Origin of the sequence: Pseudomonas sp. 44 R 15, from assembly GCF_900004965.1 — a bacterium.
Taxonomy (GTDB): domain Bacteria; phylum Pseudomonadota; class Gammaproteobacteria; order Pseudomonadales; family Pseudomonadaceae; genus Aquipseudomonas; species Aquipseudomonas orientalis_A.
Window position 1 is genome coordinate 1 of the sequence record NZ_CVTU01000070.1, and the last position, 21,628, is coordinate 21,628.

At 58.8% G+C, this 21,628-nt stretch carries 20 protein-coding genes and 1 pseudogene; 16 read left to right on the forward strand and 5 right to left on the reverse strand.

Going from position 1 to position 21,628, the window contains the following annotated elements; translation table 11 throughout:
* Positions 1–283 precede the first annotated feature (283 nt).
* The 5 genes from BFP93_RS27255 to BFP93_RS29180 all read left to right on the forward strand — a co-directional run bounded on the left by BFP93_RS27255 (position 284) and on the right by BFP93_RS29180 (position 4,527).
* The gene (locus BFP93_RS27255; RefSeq protein ID WP_083203145.1) at positions 284–889 is read left to right on the forward strand and encodes an RNA polymerase sigma factor; all 606 of its coding nucleotides are present in this window, start codon (positions 284–286) and stop codon (positions 887–889) included.
* A gap of 505 nt (positions 890–1,394) precedes the next feature.
* Positions 1,395–1,988 carry a fasciclin domain-containing protein gene (locus BFP93_RS09010; RefSeq protein WP_065892571.1) on the forward strand — a complete coding sequence of 198 codons (594 nt, stop codon included), beginning with the start codon at positions 1,395–1,397 and terminating at the stop codon, positions 1,986–1,988.
* 55 nt (positions 1,989–2,043) lie between these two features.
* Positions 2,044–2,679, forward strand: a complete 636-nt coding sequence (locus BFP93_RS09015; RefSeq protein ID WP_043205415.1) for a sigma-70 family RNA polymerase sigma factor — start codon at positions 2,044–2,046, stop codon at positions 2,677–2,679.
* Positions 2,676–3,350, forward strand: a complete 675-nt coding sequence (locus tag BFP93_RS09020; RefSeq protein ID WP_012724508.1) for an anti-sigma factor — start codon at positions 2,676–2,678, stop codon at positions 3,348–3,350. Before BFP93_RS09015 ends, BFP93_RS09020 begins: the two co-directional genes overlap by 4 nt.
* 667 nt (positions 3,351–4,017) lie before the next feature.
* Positions 4,018–4,527, forward strand: a complete 510-nt coding sequence (locus tag BFP93_RS29180) for a hypothetical protein (protein WP_241088492.1) — start codon at positions 4,018–4,020, stop codon at positions 4,525–4,527.
* 95 nt (positions 4,528–4,622) lie between these two features.
* On the opposite strand, the gene BFP93_RS29640 is transcribed toward BFP93_RS29180, so the two are convergent.
* The 3 genes and pseudogenes from BFP93_RS29640 to BFP93_RS09035 form a co-directional block, all read right to left on the reverse strand.
* Entirely contained in the window at positions 4,623–5,504 is an 882-nt protein-coding gene (locus tag BFP93_RS29640; RefSeq protein ID WP_370671682.1) for a methyl-accepting chemotaxis protein, read from the reverse strand.
* Positions 5,481–6,248: pseudogene (locus BFP93_RS29645) on the reverse strand (MCP four helix bundle domain-containing protein); the annotation flags it as partial. The pseudogene BFP93_RS29645 and the gene BFP93_RS29640, both read right to left, overlap by 24 nt.
* Before the next feature lie 272 nt (positions 6,249–6,520).
* On the reverse strand, positions 6,521–7,456 hold the full coding sequence (locus BFP93_RS09035; protein WP_065884997.1) for an AraC-like ligand-binding domain-containing protein: 936 nt from the start codon (positions 7,454–7,456) through the stop codon (positions 6,521–6,523).
* Between the two features lie 333 nt (positions 7,457–7,789).
* Between BFP93_RS09035 and BFP93_RS09040 the strand changes: the two genes are divergently transcribed.
* The 8 genes from BFP93_RS09040 to BFP93_RS09075 all read left to right on the forward strand — a co-directional run bounded on the left by BFP93_RS09040 (position 7,790) and on the right by BFP93_RS09075 (position 15,826).
* The gene (locus tag BFP93_RS09040) at positions 7,790–8,848 is read left to right on the forward strand and encodes an aliphatic aldoxime dehydratase (RefSeq protein WP_065892816.1); all 1,059 of its coding nucleotides are present in this window, start codon (positions 7,790–7,792) and stop codon (positions 8,846–8,848) included.
* Positions 8,849–8,929: 81 nt separating this feature from the next.
* Positions 8,930–9,796, forward strand: coding sequence for a transporter (locus tag BFP93_RS09045; RefSeq protein WP_065892817.1), 867 nt, complete (start codon positions 8,930–8,932; stop codon positions 9,794–9,796).
* 152 nt (positions 9,797–9,948) lie between these two features.
* Positions 9,949–11,463, forward strand: coding sequence for an amidase (locus tag BFP93_RS09050; protein WP_065892818.1), 1,515 nt, complete (start codon positions 9,949–9,951; stop codon positions 11,461–11,463).
* A gap of 93 nt (positions 11,464–11,556) precedes the next feature.
* Complete coding sequence (gene nthA, locus BFP93_RS09055) at positions 11,557–12,150, forward strand: nitrile hydratase subunit alpha (protein WP_065892819.1); 594 nt, start codon at positions 11,557–11,559, stop codon at positions 12,148–12,150.
* Between the two features lie 38 nt (positions 12,151–12,188).
* On the forward strand, positions 12,189–12,845 hold the full coding sequence (gene nthB / locus BFP93_RS09060; protein ID WP_065892820.1) for a nitrile hydratase subunit beta: 657 nt from the start codon (positions 12,189–12,191) through the stop codon (positions 12,843–12,845).
* Positions 12,842–14,071, forward strand: coding sequence for a GTP-binding protein (locus BFP93_RS09065; RefSeq protein ID WP_065892821.1), 1,230 nt, complete (start codon positions 12,842–12,844; stop codon positions 14,069–14,071). The genes nthB and BFP93_RS09065 overlap by 4 nt, the downstream gene beginning before the upstream one ends.
* 205 nt (positions 14,072–14,276) lie before the next feature.
* Entirely contained in the window at positions 14,277–15,521 is a 1,245-nt protein-coding gene (locus BFP93_RS09070) for a hypothetical protein (protein ID WP_205928399.1), read from the forward strand.
* Between the two features lie 14 nt (positions 15,522–15,535).
* The gene (locus tag BFP93_RS09075) at positions 15,536–15,826 is read left to right on the forward strand and encodes a hypothetical protein (protein ID WP_065892823.1); all 291 of its coding nucleotides are present in this window, start codon (positions 15,536–15,538) and stop codon (positions 15,824–15,826) included.
* Between the two features lie 176 nt (positions 15,827–16,002).
* Here the strand turns inward: BFP93_RS09075 and BFP93_RS29185 are convergent, their stop codons facing one another.
* Positions 16,003–16,137 (reverse strand): hypothetical protein, encoded by a 135-nt coding sequence (locus BFP93_RS29185; RefSeq protein WP_256095189.1) that lies wholly within the window; start codon positions 16,135–16,137, stop codon positions 16,003–16,005.
* Positions 16,138–16,370: 233 nt separating this feature from the next.
* Between BFP93_RS29185 and BFP93_RS09085 the strand changes: the two genes are divergently transcribed.
* The 3 genes from BFP93_RS09085 (at position 16,371) to BFP93_RS09095 (ending at position 19,806) form a co-directional block, all read left to right on the forward strand.
* Positions 16,371–17,111: a hypothetical protein gene (locus BFP93_RS09085; RefSeq protein WP_065892825.1), complete on the forward strand. Its 741-nt coding sequence runs from the start codon at positions 16,371–16,373 to the stop codon at positions 17,109–17,111.
* Between the two features lie 140 nt (positions 17,112–17,251).
* The gene (locus BFP93_RS09090; RefSeq protein WP_065892826.1) at positions 17,252–17,533 is read left to right on the forward strand and encodes a hypothetical protein; all 282 of its coding nucleotides are present in this window, start codon (positions 17,252–17,254) and stop codon (positions 17,531–17,533) included.
* 155 nt (positions 17,534–17,688) lie between these two features.
* Positions 17,689–19,806 carry a TonB-dependent receptor family protein gene (locus BFP93_RS09095; protein ID WP_065892838.1) on the forward strand — a complete coding sequence of 706 codons (2,118 nt, stop codon included), beginning with the start codon at positions 17,689–17,691 and terminating at the stop codon, positions 19,804–19,806.
* 1 nt (position 19,807) lies between these two features.
* Here BFP93_RS09095 and BFP93_RS09100 read toward each other — a convergent pair whose 3' ends face one another.
* On the reverse strand, positions 19,808–21,625 hold the full coding sequence (locus BFP93_RS09100) for a sigma-54-dependent Fis family transcriptional regulator (RefSeq protein ID WP_065892827.1): 1,818 nt from the start codon (positions 21,623–21,625) through the stop codon (positions 19,808–19,810).
* Positions 21,626–21,628 lie beyond the last annotated feature (3 nt).

Below are 21,628 nucleotides of genomic sequence, written 5' to 3' on the forward strand. Positions count from 1 at the left end.
ACGACCCAAAGCTGACGGTGGGCTTAGGCAGAGATCGGCCAGCAGCTGCCAGCCGCATGCGTCTTGAAAAGTAGCGGCGCTTCACTCCTTCCACATTTAATTATCTTCGCTGTGCATCTAGTGAATGGGTTGATCCGTATGTGCTCTTGAGGGCTCGAGTGCGATGAGTATTCGAGATTAGCAAGCGGTGCAGTGCGATGAGCGGTTAGGTATTTCATGATCCGAACCGTCATCTCTGCCAAGGACAGCTACGATCATGATACGACCACAGTTAGGTACTGCCATGAACGCCAAGGATGACGCTCATTTTTTGGACCGCCTATTGCGCGGAGAACAAGACGCATATCGTGATTTGGTGTGCACGCATCAGGGAGCCATGAAGGCCATAGCTTATGGAATCGTGGGGCGGCACCATGCAGATGACGTAGTGCAAGAGGCATGGCTAGCGATTGTGAAAGGCATAGGCAAATTTCAGAGACGATCTAGCTTAAGAACCTGGATGATGGCCGTCACGTCCAATACGGCGAAGTGCCGATATAAAGCTCGGCGAAGTGAGTCGAATTGTATTCCATGTACCTCGTGGATTGAGGGAGGAGGCGTTTTAGTCGTAGGTGATTATTCCTACACTCCTTCCGTGATATCGCATGAAGATAGCCCTGAAGCGCTTCTGAGCGAATCCGAGCTATATGCTCGCATCAACATTGCTCTCGAGACTCTACCGCAATTGCAGAGGAGCGTATTGATATTGAGGGAGCGCTCTGGGTTGGATCTAAACGAAATTTCTACGCTTCTTGGGATATCGCTGACTAACGTAAGAGTGCTATTGCACCGAGCTCGTTTAAAGGTTTTTTCTGCAATAGCAAAGTACCAGTCCGCTCTTGATATGTGAGCATTAGGAGGATTTTTCCAACGGTCTGGATGGCTGATTGAATCGCCCCTATTTTCATAGACGCCTTCAAGTTTCCAGGAAGGGCTGCTAACCCTGCGTAACTGTCCGCTTTTGGCCGAGACTGTGTAAAAACGGTTTTGAGCACGTCAGGTGCTCAAAACCGGACTGGAAATCGCGTTTCTACGTGAAATCCACATCTGCAGACGTGCCGATAAATTTCAGATTTAACGTAGACGCGCACACTTCAATTTTGACGAAGCGTTTTTACACACTCTGGGCCGAAAGCGGTCGTCCTTGAGCTGCAGCTTTCGGCCAAAAGCAGCCGTGCACAAAAAACACCTTCTAGCTGGAATATGGCCACCTTGCTTAAGAAGCAGTGGTCACTGGATCGCGTAATTTCCAGATCACAAAAAAACTGAGGTACTGCATCCATTCCGAACGCCGCCACGTATATCAAACACGGACAGACCTTCCTGGCCGAATCTCCTCATAAAGGATCATCGCGATGAAAAGCATTTCGATCAAAACGCCATTGATAGTCGGCCTCCTGACCTTGGCGGCAGGTAGCGGCTTAGCGTTCAACGCGGCACAGGCAGCGACGATGAGCCACGACAGCGTAATGGTAGGCGGGCAAAGCATGTTGCCGAGCAAGGACATCGTTGATAACGCAGTAAATTCCGCAGATCACACGACCCTGGTCGCCGCTGTCAAAGCTGCCGGTCTAGTCGACACTCTCAAGGGCAAAGGTCCCTTTACCGTGTTCGCACCGGTCAATTCAGCCTTTACTGCTTTGCCCGCCGGAACCGTCGATACGTTGCTGAAGCCGGAAAACAAGGCAACCCTTAGCAAGATCCTCACTTACCACGTTGTGAGCGGCAAACTGGACATGGCCACCCTTGCCGAAAAGATCAAGGCCGGTGGCGGTAAGGCCGAACTTACCACTGTCTCAGGAGGCAAGCTGTGGGCAATGATGAATGGCCCGCACAACATCACCATCAAAGACGAGAAGGGTAACGTCGCCGACATCACCACCTATGACGTGTACCAGTCGAACGGTGTGATACAGGTCATCGATAAGGTGCTGATGCCGAAAAGTTGACTGACATCGCCGGTCGCCATCCGCAGGATTGGCGAGTTTTCCGAGGAGCCCACCCGTGAATGGAACAACAGCGCGCTGTGGGCTAACCTCTGGCTGCAATCGACATTTAGCACCTCACGACTTAATCGTTTGGAGAAAGGCTATTCCAATCGCCGACATCGACCAACTCAAACACCTTTTAGCCCAGTGCTCCCTGGGTGATCGACGCGCATTTGAAACGCTGTATCGTAGCGTGAGTCCGCGCTTGCACGGCGTGGCTTTGCGGCTCATGGGACGTTCGGATCTCGCTGAAGAGGTGCTGCAGGAAAGTTTTGTGCGCATTTGGAACAATGCTTCACGCTACCAATCCCACCTGTCCGCGCCGATGACCTGGATGATCAGCATAACGCGAAACCAGGCCATCGACCAATTGCGAAAATATCGCGACCGTCCGCTGAATGATCTCGACGCGCAGATGTTGGTCGATGACAGCCCCTCGGCACATGAGCAACTGAACAGTTCCCGTGAGGCCAGCACATTACATCGGTGCCTGGATAAGCTAGAAGGGATGCAACGCCAGTCGATCACCATTGCCTACTTTGGGGGACTCTCCTGTTCAGAGTTGGCCGAACACCTTTCAGCACCGCTAGGGTCGGTGAAGTCTTGGATACGCCGGGGCATGGAGCATCTGCGCAGGTGCCTTGAGTCATGAACTACCAAACTCCAAGTATGCGTCGCGCACTTGCCGCCGACTATGCCATCGGGTTGATGCCGCACACCGCACGCCGGCGCTTTGAGCAACTTTTACTAAAAGACTCGGAACTTCGCGCGGAACTTGCGCAATGGCAGGAATGCCTCATGAGCCTCACTGAGGCTCTGCCTGAACAACCTGTACCGGATCGTGTTTGGCGCAAAGTTACGGCTCGCATAGATCCGCAAACAATGCAGCTGCCTATGAAACGGCCTCTCTGGAACTGGCTCCGAATGACGATCGCAGCATGTTCACTCGTAGCAGCAGTATCGCTAAGCGTTATCTACAGCCGTGACGATGTACGCTACGGTGCCACGTTGTATAGCGCTGACGCACAGTCTTGGATGAGCATTGAAACGCGAGAGGACTACCTGAGAATCAAACCGCAGGCGTTAGCGAAAGTTGAAAAGGGTCGTAGCCTGCAAATGTGGCTTATTCCGCTAAGTGGCAAACCCGTGTCCCTTGGGGTGATACCGCCAGGTGGAGATGGGGAGATTAAGTTGGCCAGCGCGCAGAAAGCTCTCATGGGTGAGTCAAGCACTTTGGCCGTCAGTCTTGAACCCGATGGCGGATCGCCGACAGGACAGCCGACAGGTCCGGTGCTTTACCAGGGCGCGCTTACGGTACTGTAACTCCGTGGCGGTAAGTCTTTAAATCTTTTCGTGAGTAAACGACTCAATGATCGGTCGTCCAGAGTTCGAAGCCAGCTCAACCGACTCATGAGTAGTGAACGGCAGCTTCTGGCCGAAAGCAGTCACGATGTATTTCGTAAAACTTTGGGCAATTCTGCGGCTTGCCTTCATTCGACGCGATGCTTGGGAGGGCAAAAACGGTTCCCAAACTCAAAACGCCCCCCCTGCAGAATGCGGTCTGTAGCCTGATCGATTGCCATAAGTAATGGAACGCCGACGGCTTTCAGGGCATCGGCCCGCGTGAATTTGCATAGCGGTCTTGAAAACCGGCGAACGTTAATAGCGTTCCCAGGGTTCGAATCCCTGGTTTCCCGCCAAACACATAAAAAAGTCCCGCGAGCCAAACGCCCAGCGGGATTTTTTTGCCTGCGATTGCGTAATACCACGACGGCCAGTGCCATTGCCCCATAAAATCCGTGGTCTTTCTGACGAGCTTTTACTCGTCACCTCGCTGTTTTTTTACTACCATCGTTAATCTGCGTACTCAAGGAAGAGCGGCTGAGCGCCTTGAGGCTGGTAGAAATTCATGCTCGATCATTGAATGAGTCATGGCTTTTACCCAGAACCTAACGACTCAGCTAACCGAAATGACCTGTTGGTGGAACCGATGAATAAAATGTGTGGCATCGTTGCAGTGCTAGGGATTGCCCTCTCGGGATGCGCTATTAAAACTCCAGAAAAACCTGAAGTGACACCACCTCCTGCCGTCGTCCAGCAAGAAGCGCCTGAAGCCGCAACTCCGGCACCCGCACAATCGCCTGCGCGATATGAGGCTGCACCTGCGAACGCCAGTGCTTACGCCGCAGTGCCTTACGCACCGCAGGCGGCAGAGCCAGAGCAAGAGCCGGAATCAGAGACGAAACTCAACCAGAATCGCGCTGAGCAGTGCCGTAAAGAGTTGGATGTTCTGAAGGTTTACAACAAGGCGTCTTACGACAAATACGAGGTCGAATACCAGGCCATTGCCAGCAAGACCGCTAAATACATGGAAGTTAAGGATTCACTGGGCGCCGATTTGAACTATATGGTCATGCCTGCGTATCAATTTCAAATTCGTGAGTTCTGCTTCCGCGTTAAGACCCGTCTGTCGGAGCTTGTGCTTCGCCAAGCCAAATAAATCCCGGGTTGCACGCCAAAAAACATCCAAGAGAAATCCCGCGAGCCAGCTGCTCTGCGGGATTTTTTTTGCCTGTGATCGGTGTTGATCCAGCTTCAAGTCTTGAACCGCAGCACCAAGTCGTTCAAGTTGACGGCCAGGCGTGACAACTCATTGCTTGCCATCAAGGTCTGGCGGGTGCCTTCAGTGCTCTGGATGGCCAGGTCGCGAATGCTGATGAGGCTGCGATCCACGTCGCGCGCTACGTGAGCCTGTTCCTCGGAAGCGGTTGCAATCTGGATATTGCGGTCGTTGATTTCCAGTACCGAATCAATGATTTGGCGCAGCGAGTGGCCTGCTTGCTCTGCGGTATCTCGGGTGGTGTAGACCTCTGAGGTGCTCTTTTGCATCAACTCGACGGCGGCTGAAGAACCGGCCTGAATCGTGGAGATCATCTGTTCGATTTCCTGGGTCGACGTCTGTGTGCGGTGCGCCAGGGCCCGAACCTCATCGGCCACCACCGCAAAACCACGGCCTTGCTCGCCTGCACGTGCCGCTTCAATGGCGGCATTCAACGCCAACAGGTTCGTTTGCTCGGCAATCGCCCTGATCACGCTGAGAACTTTGGAGATGTCTTGAGCCTGGCCTGCCAGTTCTTTTACCTGGCCTGACGAGACTTCTACCAGTTCCGTCAGTCCACGCATTGCCGTCAGCGTTTCAGTCACTTTCTGATTGCCCAGATCAGCCGAGACGCTGGACTGCATGGCCGCTTCGGAGGTGGAGTTGGCATTCCTGGCGACCTCTTCAACCGCCGCGCTCATTTCGGTGACGGCGGTGGCCGCTTGCTCGATTTCGCTGTTCTGCTGTTGCAGGGTGCGGTCGGCACTCTCGGTGATCGAGGTCATTTCAACGGCTGCGGTACTCAGTTGAGCAGACGCTCCCGAGATTTCTGAAATGGTGCTCCTGAGGTTGTTCTGCATCAGATTGAGTGCCTGCATCAAGCGCGAGGCTTCGTCCGAACCTGTCACTTCAAGGTCGTGGGTGAGGTCGCCAGACGCTATATTTTCCGCCAACTCAAGCGAGGAGTTGATGGGGCTGACAATGCTTCTGGTAAACAAGCTCGCCAAGACGATTGTCAGGATAAATGCGACGACCAGTACCGAGATCAGCACGCTCACGCTATGGGTGTATACCGCTGTCGCCTCTTCGCCGGACTCCACCGCCTGACGCCCATTCTGCTCACGCAAGATGGTGAGCTGATCCTGATAGGCGATTGCTCGCTGCGCCTGCTCGGTGTTTGCAAAAACAACAGCCTGGTCATGATCGGAATTATCGAGGGCAAGCACTTGCTTGAGGCCGTCGATGTATACATTCATCGCCTGGATGGTCTTCGCAAACTGGATTTCATCCTGCTGGCCGGAGATGAGGTGTTCACGGTAAAACGCGGTCTTCGACTGAAGTGCCTGTATGGCGTCTTCGACCAATGACTGCGATTTGTCATGCACCTCCCTGGTCGTACTCGAAAGCATGCGGATGCTTTCAAGGCGCGCGTGGAGCAGGGCGATTTGAATATCGTCAATGACCTGGACGCTGGGCAGTGAGTTTTGCTCGATGTCCTGCTCTGCGCTACGCAGGTGATCGATCTGTACATAGGAGAAACCTGCCAGGCTGATCAGCAGCAGTGTGATCAGCCCAAAGCAGACGAAAGCCCTGCGCGCGATATTCAAGGATCTTAATTTCATAAAGGCCTCCGGGGGCCGGGATTCAGTGGCGTGGCTTCTCCACGTCCATTTGTGGAGCGCGGACAAAACATCCACGCGGCGCAGTGACGCTCACTCGCAGCTTGGGGGGCAGGTGCACATTCAGGAATACAAAAGAATGAATCGAGATAATAGGCGCGCTAAATAATTGCGCGATTACTAATCGCGCAGGCCTTGCTGGAAGGGGTACAGAGGCAGTTCAACCAGGCGCAGGCGCGCAGGGGTGGCCGTGCCGAAGATGACTGCCGTGCGCTTCAGCCGCGGTGTAACAGCGTGTTCGGCGCCACACCGAATGCCTTGCGAAACGCGTGGCTGAAATGGGAGAAGTCGGAAAAACCGAAGTCCAGTGCCGCCTGGGACACACTGCGCACCTGACCGCGCTCGATCGCTTCACGGCTGGCGTTCAGGCGTTCTTTCCAGATCTCTGCAACGGGGGTCTTCTGGTAACGCGCGAAGGCGCGCGTCACGGTGCGGGTCGATACATGGTGAGCCCGTGCGATGACTTCAATCGACAGGTCCGGCTCGGTCAAATGCCGTTGAATGTACTGCATGATGCGGCCGTACAGGTCGAGTTCCTGGTGGGTGGTTGTCAGGTCCTGCAGCTCAAGGCTGATCACCAGCAGGTCAAGCAATGTCGCGGCATAACGCTTTGCGATGTGCTCATCCTGCATCGACGTCGGCGTGCTCGCGGCCTGGCGCAGCATTTCGCGCAAGGGGATGACCCCTGGGCGACGGTCGTCGAGGACCATCGCGGTGTATTGCGCAATGCGCGGCAGACGCTCGGTGAGCAAGGCGCGCGGAATACGCACCAAGTGATTTTCGGTACCACCGAAGCTGAAGCGAAACGCCTGGGTTGCGTCGTAAAGAAACAAATTCCCCGCTGCGAGGTTGGCTTTGCGTGCACCTTGTTCAATTTGACCATGGCCATTTCGGGCGAAACCCAACCATAAGTCTTCCGCCGGACCGCTGCGCAGATGCCGCTCGGATCGCTCCCAATAATGCAACGGCGAGGACAGCGAGCAGAGGTCCAGATCGCCGACGGTGTTGACCGTCAGGGCGCCATCAAAACTGCTCTGGGACAAGGGTTTGCTGTCGGCCGCCAGACAGTGGCGGCAGACCACTTCTTTCCAGTAATCAAAGCGACGGGGCGCAGGAACGGCAAGGGTCGAATAGTGAGTGCTCGGATTCATGGCACGGACCTCGGTACAGCGGGCTCGAGAAGGGGTAACGGGCGTTTTTTGGCAAGCAATTAGCAGGCCAGGCGTTTGCACGCCGGCTTGGCGTGCCTGCCGCCTCGGTTATCTGTAACCGCAGGGGGGCGAATTCGCCCTGGTCATGCCCACTGAAAGTACGGATGCACCATCGCCGATCACGGACGGCCCGGCGGCCGCCGCCTGTCTTGCCCAAACAAACGGTTGTCTCGACGAGCCAAGCGACCCTTGGTCGTCCCGGTCTAATTTGCACCTCGCAGCCGCTCATACCGCCCATCCGCAGGCCTGAACGAAAATAACGAGGAGCTCACTATGGAATCTGCAATCGACACCCATCTCAAATGCCCACGCAGCCTGTCGCGCCGGGTGCCCGAGGAGTATCAGCCACCGTTCCCGATGTGGGTCGCCCGCGCAGACGAGCAGCTTGAACAGGTGGTGATGGCGTATCTCGGTGTGCAGTATCGAGGCGAGGCCCAGCGCGAAGCCGCGCTGCAAGCCATGCGTCACATTGTCGGCAGTTTCAGCCTGGCCGACGGCCCGCAGACCCATGACTTGACCCACCACACCGACAACAGCGGCTTTGACAACCTGATGGTCGTTGGCTACTGGAAAGACCCCGGCGCCTATTGCCGCTGGTTGCGCTCGGCGCCGGTCAACGACTGGTGGGCTTCACCGGACCGGCTCAATGATGGCCTTGGCTATTTCCGGGAAATCAGCGCACCGCGCGCCGAACAGTTCGAGACGTTGTATGCCTTCCAGGACAACCTGCCCGGCGTCGGCGCCGTCATGGACGCGACCAGCGGCGAAATCGAGGAACACGGTTACTGGGGCTCGATGCGCGACCGTTTCCCGATCTCCCAGACGGACTGGATGAAGCCCACCAGCGAACTGCAAGTGGTCGCCGGTGATCCGGCCAAGGGTGGCCGGGTGGTGATCATGGGGCATGACAACCTCACGCTGATTCGCTCAGGCCAGGACTGGGCGGATGCCGAGGCGGACGAGCGCTCGCTGTATCTGGACGAAATCCTGCCGACCCTGCAGGACGGCATGGACTTCCTGCGTGACAACGGCCAGGCCCTGGGCTGCTACAGCAACCGGTTCGTGCGCAATATCGACCTGGAGGGCAACTTCCTCGACGTGAGCTACAACATCGGCCACTGGCGCTCGGTGGAAAAACTCGAACGCTGGGCCGAGTCGCACCCGACCCACCTGCGCATTTTCGTGACGTTCTTTCGTGTGGCTGCGGGTTTGAAAAAGTTACGCCTGTACCACGAAGTGTCGGTGTCGGACGCCAAGAGCCAACTGTTCGAATACATCAACTGTCATCCCCACACCGGAATGCTGCGCGACGCGCAAACCGCAGCCGCCTGAGCCTGGCCACACGCAAAGCCCTGACTTCACCGGCTTGCCATCTCATCAGGTGGCACGGCACCCGTTTGCGAGGAATACACCATGAACAAGCTCCGCCTGCTCACACTCACCACGGTATTGCCGGTATTACCGGCGCACGCGGTTGAGGTTGCCCCCGGCGACTATGAGCAATACCCCGTTGGCGCGACTATCGGTGCGCTCTATTACCAGCACTCCACCACGGACTCGGCCTACGCCAAGGGGCATAAGGCGAGTTCGGATTTCAGGCTGAATTCGGATGTCGGCATCCTGCGTCTGCTGCATGTGTACGCCCTGAGCGACACGGTCACCATCGACCCGCAATTCCTGCTGCCCTTCGGGCATGTCTCCAGCGCCGGTGACGCCTCGGCGCTGGGCAGTACCCGCGGGATTGGCGACCTGATCCTGACCGCACCGGTGAAGTGGCGCTTCAACGACGCCCGCGACACCCTGAGCATTGCGCCCTACGTCTTCGTTCCAACGGGCACCTATGACAAGGATGACGGGCTGAACATCGGTGAGAACCGCTGGAAATTCGAACTGCAGAGCGCCTACGTCAAGCACTTCACGCCTCACTGGGCAGTGGACGTGGTGGGCGGCGCGACGTGGTATGGCGACAACACCGACTACGGTGCCAATGCCGATCGGCTCAAGCAGGATGTTTCCTACGCAGCGCAGTTGATGGGGCGCTATATGCCTGACGCCACCACCACCTTCGGGATCGGCTTTGGACGCACCTGGGGCGGTGAAACCAACGTCGAGCACGTCAACCAGGATAACGAGCTGGGCACCACCAACTTCCGGCTGACGGCCACCAAGTTCGTCACCGCCCAGGACCAGATCCAGCTGCAACTGGGCAAGGACCTGTCGGTGGATAACGGGCCCCGGGAAGATTTCCGCATGAACCTGCGCTACGCCCGCGTGTTTTAAGGTGGCCGTCTTGCACGGCAGTGGCCGGCTGCCCTCGAGGGTTGCGCGGGGTGTCCGGCCCAGCCAAGTCGCTGTCCGTTTCAACCAAGCCTGTGCCCACTGGCGCAGATTATCTTGAGCGCCAGGCCACCCAACGATAAGGACTGCCCTCCATGGCAATCGTTCGCCCCACCCTTGAGCAGCTATTGGACATTACGAGCCGCCTGCATATGCGGCTCAGCCCCGAGCAAGCCAGTGAATACCTGGCCCTGATGCAGGGGAGCTTTGACGCTTATGACCTGATCGACGAACTGCCCGACTTCATTCCGCCGACGCGCTACGAGCGCAGTGCGGGCTATCGCCCCTCGGCGGTGCACAACCGGCTTAACGCCTGGTATTACCGCACCGAAGTCAGCGGTGCCCGTGAAGGCAAACTGGCAGGCAAGACGGTTGCGCTCAAGGACAATATTTCACTGGCCGGCGTGCCCATGATGAACGGCGCCAAGCCCCTGGAGGGCTTTGTGCCGTCGTTCGATGCCACCGTCGTCACCCGTTTGCTGGAGGCGGGCGCAACCATCCTCGGCAAAGCCACCTGCGAGCATTACTGCTTGTCCGGCGGCAGCCACACGTCCGATCCGGCGCCGGTGCACAATCCCTACCGCCAGGGCTATGCCTCGGGCGGCTCGTCTTCCGGCAGCGCGGCGCTGGTGGCCGCGGGCGAGGTCGATATGGCAGTGGGCGGCGATCAAGGCGGCTCCATCAGAATTCCTTCGGCATTCTGCGGCACCTACGGCATGAAGCCGACCCACGGCCTGGTGCCGTACACCGGCATCATGGCCATCGAAGCAACCCTCGACCACGCCGGCCCCATTACCGCAACGGTGCGCGACAACGCCTTGATGCTGGAAGTCATGGCCGGCGCGGACGGCCTCGACCCGCGCCAGGCCGCGCCGCAGGTCGACATCTACAGCGATTACCTGGACCGTGGCGTGCAAGGGTTGAGGATCGGTGTGTTGCGCGAAGGCTTCGAATTGGCCAACCAGGACCCGCGTGTCACCGCCTCGGTGCGCACGGCCATTGCCCGGTTCGAGCAACTGGGTGCACAGGTCGAAGACGTGTCGGTGGCCGAACACCGGATTGCAGGCTCGCTGTGGCACCCGATCGGTTGCGAAGGCCTGACCATGCAGATGATGCACGGCAATGGCGCCGGGTTTAACTGGCAGGGGCTGTATGACCTCGCCTTGCTGGACAAGCAGGCCGGCTGGCGCGAGCAGGCGGATGACCTGTCGGCCTCCCTGAAGCTGTGCATGTTCGTCGGCCAATACGGGGTCGAGCGCTACAACGGGCGTTACTACGCCAAGGCACAAAACCTCAGGCGCCTGGCGCGCGCCGGCTATGACGCGGCGTTGGGCCGCTATGACCTGCTGGTGATGCCCACCGTGCCGATCATCGCCCAACCCCACCCGGAACCGGGTTGCTCGATCACCGATTACGTGGCCCGCGCCCTGGAAATGATCGGCAACGCCTCGGCCCAGGACATTACCGGCCATCCGGCCATGTCGATTCCCTGTGGCCTGGTGGACGGTTTGCCGGTCGGGCTGATGCTCGTGGGCAAACACTACGCCGAAGGCACGATCTACCAGGCGGCCGCCGCGTTCGAAGCGGCCGTCGACTGGAAAACCGCCTAGCCGCTCCCGTGCAGCGCAACAACAATGCCCCGTGCAGCGCAACAACCATAACGCCAGGCGCTGCTTCGACCTTCACTGATGAGGAACTCACCGATGACCACCCTTGAAAAAACCACATCAACCCCGGGCGAACGCGCGCAGGCGTTATTGCAGGTGCTCAAGCAAAAGGACCTGATCCCCGAGGGCTACATCGAACACATGACGCAACTGATGGCGCACGAATGGAGCCCGCAGAATGGCGCCAGGGTGGTCGCCAAGGCCTGGGTCGACCCGCAGTTCCACGCGCTGTTGCTCAAGGACGGCACCGCCGCGTGCGCGCAGTTCGGCTATACCGGCCCGCAGGGTGAGTACATCGTCGCGCTGCAAGACACGCCGCGCCTCAAGAACGTCATTGTGTGCAGCCTGTGCTCCTGCACCAACTGGCCTGTGCTGGGCCTGCCGCCCGAGTGGTACAAGGGCTTTGAGTTCCGCGCACGCCTGGTCCGGGAAGGGCGCACCGTGTTGCGCGAGCTGGGCACGGAGCTGCCTGACGACGTGGTGGTCAAGGTCTGGGACACCAGCGCCGAAACCCGTTACCTGGTGGTGCCGGTGAGACCTGAAGGCTCCGAGCATATGACTGAAGAACAGCTTCAGGCACTGGTCACCAAGGACGTGCTGATTGGCGTCGCCGTACCTCGGGTTGGCTGAGCCCAGCCCCTTTTTGTTCAATTCCCGGAGGTTTCAGTATGGATGGCTTTCACGATCTCGGCGGTTTCCAGGGCTTTGGAAAAGTCCCCCACACCATCAACAGCTTGAGCTACCAACCGGTGTTCAAGCAGGACTGGGAACACCTGGCCTACAGCCTGATGTTCATCGGTGCCGATCACTTGAAGATGTTCAGCGTGGACGAAGTGCGCCATGCCGTAGAACGCCTGGACGTTCGCCAGCACGTCGGTACCCAGTACTACGAGCGTTATGTAATTGCGACCGCAACCTTGCTGGTCGAGAAAGGTGTGATCACCCAGGCGGAGCTTGATGAGGCCCTGGGGTCGCACTTCAAGCTGGCGAACCCTGCCCAGTCGAGTGGGCGTGCGGCACTCACCGGCCGCGCCCCCTTCGAAGTGGGCGACCGGGTGGTGGTGCGAAACGAATACGTGGCCGGGCATGTGCGCATGCCGGCTTACGTACGGGGCAAAACGGGCGTGGTGCTGCACCGCACGGCAGAAAAATGGCCGTTTCCTGACGCAATTGGCCATGGCGATACGCGTGCGGCGCATCAGCCGACCTACCACGTCGAGTTTCGCGTTAAAGACCTGTGGGGCGATGCGGCCGATGAGGGGTTGGTGGTGGTTGACCTGTTCGAAAGCTATCTGGACCACGCCGACGGCACGGTGAGCGCATGACGGACGACGCCTTGACAGGCCGACTGCCGGTGACGGTGCTGTCCGGTTTCCTCGGCGCCGGCAAGACCACGCTGCTCAACCATATCCTGCGCAACCGCGAAGGCCTGCGGGTGGCGGTCATTGTCAATGACATGAGCGAGGTCAACATCGACGCCGCCGAGGTGCAGCGCGATGTGTCGCTGCACCGGGGGCGCGACGAGTTGATCGAGATGAGCAACGGTTGCATCTGCTGCACGCTGCGCGCCGATCTGCTGGAGCAGATCAGCGCCCTGGCACGCCAGCAGCGTTTCGATTACCTGCTTATCGAGTCCACCGGCATCTCTGAACCGATGCCGGTCGCGGAGACGTTCGCCTTTCTCGACGCCGACGGCTTCAGCCTCAGCGAACTGGCACGGCTTGATACCTTGGTGACGGTGGTCGATGGCAGCCGTTTCCAGGGGTTGCTGGAGTCATCGGACAGCGTCGCCCGCGACGACGCACAAGGCACGACCAGGCGGCCTCTGGCGGATCTTCTGATCGAGCAAGTGGAGTACGCCAACGTCATTCTCGTCAACAAACTGGACCTGCTTGATGCGCCGGGTTACCAGGCCGTGCAGGCGATCCTCGCGGGCCTGAACCCCAGCGCGCGGATCGTGCCGATGACCCACGGCAACACCGCGTTAGCCGGCATTCTCGGAACCCGCCTGTTCGATTTACCCAGCCTTGCGGCATCACCGGGCTGGATGAAACAGATGGAGGAGAGCGACGCAGCGGCCTCCGAGTCGCACACCTATGGCGTGACGTCCTGGGTCTACCGCGAGCGCGCACCTTTTCACCCGCAGCGCCTGCTCGACTTCCTCAGCCGTCCCTGGAGCAACGGGCGCCTGTTGCGCAGCAAAGGTTATTTCTGGCTCGCCAGCCGGCATCAGGAAACCGGTCTGCTGGCACAAAGCGGCAGGCAGTTTCAGTGGGATTATGTCGGCCGCTGGTGGAATTTCATCGACCCGTCGCAATGGCCGCAGGACCACTATCGGTTGCAGGGCATCATGGCCAAATGGGACAGCATTGTCGGCGATTGTCGCCAGGAACTGGTCTTCATCGGCCAGGACCTGGACACCCCCGCACTGCAACGCGCGCTCGACACCTGCCTGCTGAGTGCCGAGGAAATTGCCGCCGGCCCTGTCGCCTGGCAGGCCCTGCCGGGGGCTGCAGTCTTTGATTCACGGGCGTTGTCGACATCGACGTAAGCGACCGGCGCAGACAATGCCAGGCGTTCGTAATTTGTCGCCGTTATCCACAATTTAAGGGCACGGTTAAAGATGAGTTGGCAATGGGTGAAGACAACTCTGGTATCGCCGGGGCCGTTAAAACCAGGTCGATGATTTATATGAGTAAATAAGCGGTTTTGTGTTGGTGTTTGTGAAGTTCTGCAACTGCCTGGGGAGGGTGGATGTGGAATTGCACCCACTTTTTAACCTTACCGTCTGTCAGATTGCCAGCACGCTGTCCGGTTCGCGACTAGTTTCTCCATGGCAGGATGTTCAACAAGGAGATGAAAAAATGTCATGGACTTTCTATTTAACAATTACCAATGGTACGGACCGAACACTGGAAGTAACTAGCCAGTCAATCGAGTGGGGCACTTGGTATCGTGACTCTCAAGATGACAATGGCCCTTGTAGTATTGCGCCCAACACTACGATTCAAGCACTTGGTATCCGCGCAGCGCGAGGCACTTGGACGGGCTATGAGTGTCACGCGCAGTGGAAAGATAAGGTGCCGCCGGGGGAGAAAGGTTACGGGGCGATCACCTTGATGATTGATGTTCCGTTCTCGGGCTCCAACGATTCGAGCCTGACCAGTGGCGGTGCGCTGACCTCTTATGGTTGGCAAAACCTGCCTTCGGGTGGGCATGATTTCAACCGTTCAATCACTATTCGTGCAGGGCGAGACAAGAAGCTGGTACTCGAAGAAGAAGCGCTTGATCCGGTCGAGCAGGAATATCGTGAATATCTGCTGGAGCTTGCGGCAAGGAACCCCGATGTACGCGATTGGGATCAGGTTGAGAAAGACCTGACGCAAGTGGATGATTTCAATCCATTACAATATATCCCGGATGGCCCGACCCTGAGCCGGCGCCTGCTGGCCCGTTCCGAGCCGTTGGTCATCGAGCCTGAACTCTGGGATGGCATTGGCGATGTGGACTATCCAACACCTTATGCTCAGGATTTGTTCCTCGACGAATATTTTGCCGTTGCGATCTACAGCGTCGGGACTGATCCCAGAAGCTTCATCAATATCCCTGCAGGCTCTTCACGCAAGACCAGCGAGAAGATCACCGTCACGTCGGCAATAAAGAATGTGTTGACCGTCAGCTGGTCGCTCAAGACCTCCCTTTCAGAGAAGGCCGTCGAACCGGTATCCGGTTCTGAAGTGGCCTCCACACTGGATATGGAGTTCGGTGTGACCGATGTGCTGGAGGTGAGCCGTGAGTCGGTTACCGAATCGATTGTCGAGCAGGAGTTCAAGGCGCCGGAGGACAGTGATGTATTGATCGTGCCTTGGGTATTCAGCACGGCGGTTATTGTTTACCGGCGAACCAAGAAGGGCAAGGTGAGTCTGGTAGCGGTGTCTGAATGGGCGCAGATGCAGTTCTTCAAAAGTTACCGTGTACATACCCAATTAAAAATGTCCTGAACAGGAATGTCGACATGAAAATTTCCAGCGTCTTACTGATGAGTATTGCGTTTGTATGTCAAGGCATGGTCTTTGCTGATACACAGAAGTCCAATACTGAAACCTTGTTTTCCAACGATAAGCCACCGCTGATACAGACGGCACAAGAACAGGAGCAAAAAGATGTTGAGGCTGACCGCAATCAATGTTGGTCGGCCAAGAATTGCTCTGGAAAGATCCTGAACAATAAAGATGCACATAACTGTAAGTTGTCCGGCGGTAAGTCTTGGCGGAGCAAGACTACAGGGCAGTGCACCAATCTGTAAGTTAAGGTATCGAGTGTTTTTTTAAAGCGCGTTACCCGCATCGTAGGGTGAACACATCGGCAATGAGCCTCCACACCTTAATAGGCGTGGGGGCTCTTTTAATGGTGCGACTGAACAGATGCATGCCCGCGTATGGGCGCTTGTTGCGTGAGGAGCGTAGCGGGTGTCTTGACTCATCACTCCACCGTGCAGATCCAGCGGTGATTGTGCCGATAGGGCGCGCGGGTGAAGTGCACGTCGGACACCAGATTCAGGCCACGCTCTTTCAGGGCTTGGGTCAGTTGTACGAGTGTTTCTGCCTGGATAGTCATTTCGCTTACCTCGTCAGATTGACTGCGTTCATAATTCTTGACCGAGAGGGCAACTCGCTAATTCAAATTTTCTACAGCGGCGATTGATGCGTTCTGAAAGCCATCGTCGCAACGCCCTGTAGTCCATTGCTTATCTGAACCCGTGGGGCTGCACTTTTTTCCATTCTCCTGATCTACCTCTGTCCCAGCCACCCGATTCCTGCGGGTGGCCAACAGCCATAGACCCGGTGCCGATGGATCGAACGTCAATTGCTTTTATCACCCGCTGGCCGCTGTTGCTGGCTGCGCTGTTAGCGTTGTGTACCACTGGCTGCAGCCAGCAACAGGGGCGTGACATCGCCAGGCAGTTCAGCGACGGCAAGCCTGATGAGTTTTTTCAAACCAGCGTGGATCGCATGGCCACCCTGGGCATGCGCGACAATCTGCAAAGCCTTTATCTGCTGATGAGCAAGCTGTACCTGCGCAACCCCAGCCAGTGGCGCCAGTCCGGTTATCCGGATGCGGTGACCGCTGCGCGGACTATTCGTCAGGCGATCGAGAACCGTCAGCCGTTGCCAGCGCTGGGGGAGCGTCGTGACCTGGCGGCCCTGAGTTATTCCTTGAGCCCGGAGTTTCGCGGGGATCGGGTGGGGGCGTTTATCTACGCGATCGGCAGCATGCTGGTGACCGCCCACGGTGGGCGCACGCAGTTTTACGTGACCGACTCCATCAACCCGCAGTTCGTCAGCAATGCCGCACGTAATATCGAAAAAGCCACCTGGCTGCTCGGCCAGCGCCAGGATGCCAATGGCGTGTTGCTGCTGTTTTCCAATGAGATTTCGGAGGAGGGCAGCAACCTCAGTTTCGCCGTCGAGTTCGGCAAGATTGTCGCGCGCCTCGACCTGCTGACCCAGATACTCGATGAGCGCTACCGACGCATTGGCCTCAACTACGCGCAAAGTCTGCTGCTGATGAATTTCTTGCCTGTGCAGTGACACGCTGGCTCCAACGAACGATTAATTGGTACGGTGCGTCCCTTTCCTCTGTAGGAAGTTGCCTATCCTGCCCTCGACCGCTTGAAACCTGCCCCCGGTCGGCCCTAGCCTCGGACTTTTCTTAAACATGAGGGCCTACCTTGGGTAAGCGAAAAACGGTTTGGCCTACTGATCGCGAAATCCGCCTGCGATTTATCCTGTTTGCCGTCATCGACGCCGCGAGTGTTCAAGGGGTCGCTTCGGAGGTGCTGATACCCGCGCACAAACTGCTGCGCGATGCGCCGACGGAGGCGCAGCTATGCGACACGCTGGCCGACATATTGGCCACCGATGAGATGTACGGTTTCAGGTTTCCCGTCGGCTCCGACGCTGACGATCTGATGCAGACGCTGGAGTGGTCGGGCAAGCGGGGCAGCGATTGATCACTGGGTTTTCATTTACATAATCCTGGTCCGATACGGTTGTGGGAAAAGTCCGTGACTTGAATCGCGCGTGACTTGGCGGGTGTGGGAGCCTTCCCATGACTGCTCGCGTGCCGGCATTGCCGTGCACGCTCCCGTATTTCAAGGACCTGCCCATGCTGTTGCGCCAACCCCCGCTGCTGTTCGCCGCCCTGACCCTCAGTTCCCTGGTACAGGCCGAAGACCTGCAGTTGGCGCCGGTCGAAGTCACGGCGTCCGAAGCCAGCGCCGGCGAGATCGCCCAGGCACAGCTCAACAGCGTGCCCGGCGGTACCAACTTCATCGACATGGACAGCGTGCAGCAGGGGCGGGTGAGCACCAACGAGGATGTCTTCAAGTATCAGGCCGGGGTGTACGCCAAGGCGGCGAATAACGAAGGGGTCAAGTTGTCCATTCGCGGTTCGGGCTTGAACCGCAGCCCGGGTTCCCATGCCTCCGGGCTGTATGAAATGTTCGACGGCCTGCCGCTGACCGGCCCCGGCGGCACGCCCTATGAACTCAAGGACCCGTTATGGCAGAGCCGGGTGCAAGTGCTGCGCGGCGCCAACGGTTTCGATCAGGGCGCGTTGGCCCTGGGCGGCGCCGTCAACTATGTGACCCGCACCGGTTATGACGCGCCCAAACTGCAAGTGCGCTATGAGGCGGGCAGCCGGGGTTACGCCCAGCGCGAAATCAGTTCCGGCCAGGTGCTCGGTGATGCCGATTACTACATCAGCCTCACCGATTCGCAGTCCGACGGTTACCAGCAGCAAAGTGCCGGGACGGGCAAGGGCATCGCGGCCAACTTCGGCTATCGCTTCAACCCCAACCTGGAAACGCGCTTCTATCTGCGCTACCGCGAAACCACCAATGACACGCCGGGCAAGCTCACCCGCGAGCAGATCAGCCATGACCCGCGTGCCGCCAACAGCCTCAACGCCGCCCGCGATTCCAAACGCTTGCAACCGGGTTCCACCTGGCTTGCCAACAAGACCACGTTGCAGCTGGATGATACGTCCCGCGTCGAGGTCGGGCTGGCCTATCACGACTACCCGATGGACCTGCGCGAAGGCACCAATCGCCTGAAAGTCGCCTACACCGACATCAGTGGCACGCTCAATTACATCCGCCAGGACAGCCTGTTCGGCCATGACAGCACCACCACCCTCGGCCTGCGCACCACCCAGGCGATGCCCAACAATGGCGCCTCGGAGTACGTGCGCGTCCCGGCTGGCAACACGGCGGGCTATGCGCCCGGCACCAAGACCCGTGACTACACCTACCTGGGCTCCGACACGGTGCTGCATATCGGCAACGAGCTGGAGCTGGTCCCCGACCTGTGGCTGACCACTGGCGTAGCCGCGATTTATACCCGCCGCGAAACCCAGGTCACCTATCCGGACGGCCAGGCACCGACGCGTCAGCACGATTGGGACTACGCGCCACGCATCGGCCTGCGCTATGACTTTACCCCGCAATTGCAGGTGTACGGCAACCTGAGCCGTTCGGTCGAGCCGCCGCACGCCTGGTCGATGATCTGGGGTTCCAATAAATATTTCGCTGCCGGCAGCGGCGCGGCCACCGGCTTGCAGCGCGAAGGCGTGAAGTTGCGCAATCAGACCGCCACCACCCTGGAGATCGGCGGGCGCGGCGAGGCCTGGCTTGGCCAATGGGACCTGGCGCTCTACCGCTCCGAAGTGCGCCACGAACTGTTGACCGTGGAAACCCAGGCCCAGACCGCGACCGCCAATGCCATTGTCGCCGAAGCCAATGCCAGTCCCACCGTGCATCAAGGCGTGGAACTGAGCCTGCTCAGCCCGCTGTGGGACGGCGGCCGCAATGGCCAGCTTGCGCTGCGCCAGGCCTATACCTTCAATGACTTCCACTACCGCGATGATGATCGTTTCGGCGATAACACCTTGCCCGGCATCCCCAGGCACTATTACCAGGCGCAACTGCGCTACAGCCACCCGAGCGGTTTCTACACCAGCCTCAACACCGAGCATGCCTCGCGGGTGGCGGTGGACTACGCCAACTCCTACTACGCCGCGGCCTACACCACCCTTGGCGCCACGTTCGGCTATGACGCGCCCAGGCAGGACTGGCAAGCCTGGGTCGATCTGCGCAACCTGACCAACCGGCGTTATGCCAACACCGTGACGCCGGGTTACGACGACAAAGGCATGGACGTAGCCCGTTCCACACCCGCCGACGGGCGTGGTGTTTACACCGGCGTGTCGTGGCGTTGGCGCTGAATCAACCTTCGTGCTGGCGCAGGCGCTTATAGAGGGTATTTCGGCTCACGCCCAGCTCCCGCGCCAGGTGGGAAATGTTTCCGCCAGCGGCTGCCAGGCGTTGGTTGAGGTCGAGGTTGTCATCCGGGCGTTCGCGGCTGGACAGCGGCGCCGCCTGTTTCAAGTCGGAAAAAAAGTCATCGGGCAGGTGCTCCGGGCGGATCGGCTGTTCTTCGGCCATTGCCAACGCCACCTGCAACACACTGCTCACCTGCCGCAAATTGCCCGGCCACGGGTGCTGGTCGAACAGCTTGAGCACCTCGGCACTCAGCCCGGCCCACTGGGTGGGCTCGCGGTGTTGCTGCCACAGTTGCTGGAACAGCGCCTGCTTGTCGCTGCGCTCGCGCAACGGCGGCAGCTCCAGGGTCAGGCCGCCGATGCGGTAGTACAAATCCTCACGAAAGCGCCCGGTTTGTACCAGCTCCCGTAGCGCGCGGTTGGTCGCCGAGATGATGCGCAAGTCCACCGCGAACACCTCGCTGCTGCCCACCGGTTGCACGCACCGCTCCTGCAGCACACGCAGCAGGCGGGCCTGGGTGGGTAACGGCATGTCGCCGATTTCATCGAGAAACAGGGTGCCCTTGTCGGCCTTGCGGATCAGGCCGATGCTGCCTTTTTGATTGGCGCCGGTGAACGCGCCTTTTTCATAGCCAAACAGTTCCGATTCCACCAGCTCAGCCGGAATCGCCGCACAGTTCACCGCGATCAATGCCTGGCGGCTGCGGGAGCTGGCCTGGTGCAGGGCTTTGACGAACACCTCTTTGCCCACGCCGGTTTCGCCGTGGATCAACAACGGAATGTCTTTTTCCAGCAGGCGCTCGGCCTGGCGCACGGCTTTCTCCACGCGCGCATCGCCAAAATGCAGGGTGTTGAGGCTGACGGCGGTCGGCTTCGACGGCGCAGGCTGATTGAACACCCGCGCCTGTACCGGCGTCTGCCTGGGCCGCTTGAGCAGGCACTGGAAACGATTGCGTCCCGGCGCCTGCAGGGAAAACGGCAGCCCCTGCGGCTGATTCAACAACTCCAGCAGCGATACCTTGAACAAGCTGTCGATCATCACCCGCGACAAACTGATGCCCAGCAGGTTGTCTGCGCGACGGTTGGCCGACAGCACCTGGCCGCTTTCATCGAAGATCAGCAGGCCCGCCCACTGGCTGTCGAGGTTGCTCAGCCCGGTGTTGAACGTCAGCTGGAAATGCTCGCCGCGAAACAGGTTGAGGATCAGCCGGTTCTCCACGGTCTGGCTCATCATCTTGACCATGCCCAGGGTGTGGGAGGGCGGCAGGTAGCTGTCGCTGGACACATCCAGCACCGCAATGATCTCGCGTTGGGCGTCGAAAATCGGCGCCGCCGAACCGGTCATGAAGCGATTGGCCTTGAGGAAGTGTTCGTCGTGTTCGATATGCACCGCCTGGGCGCAGGCCAGGGCGGTGCCGATGGCATTGGTGCCGCTGGCGCGCTCCATCCAGCTGGCGCCTGCGCTGAAACCACGGGCCAGCCCGGGTTCGATAAACCGCTGGGTGCCCCACGACGTCAGGACCTGGCCCTGGTTGTCGGCGAGCATGATCAGGCAGTTGGAATTGCTCAGGATGTTTTCGTAGTAAGGCAGCACCTCCTGGTGGGTGGTCTGCACCAGTGAATGCTGGCTCTCCAGCAACTGCCGAATGCCCTCGGCGGGCAACTGATCGAAGCTGGGGACGCTTTGGTGATCCAGTCCGAACGCGCGGCAACGGCGCCAGGAGTCCTGGATGATGGTGTCGTGAGCCAGTGGTTCGGCCATGGG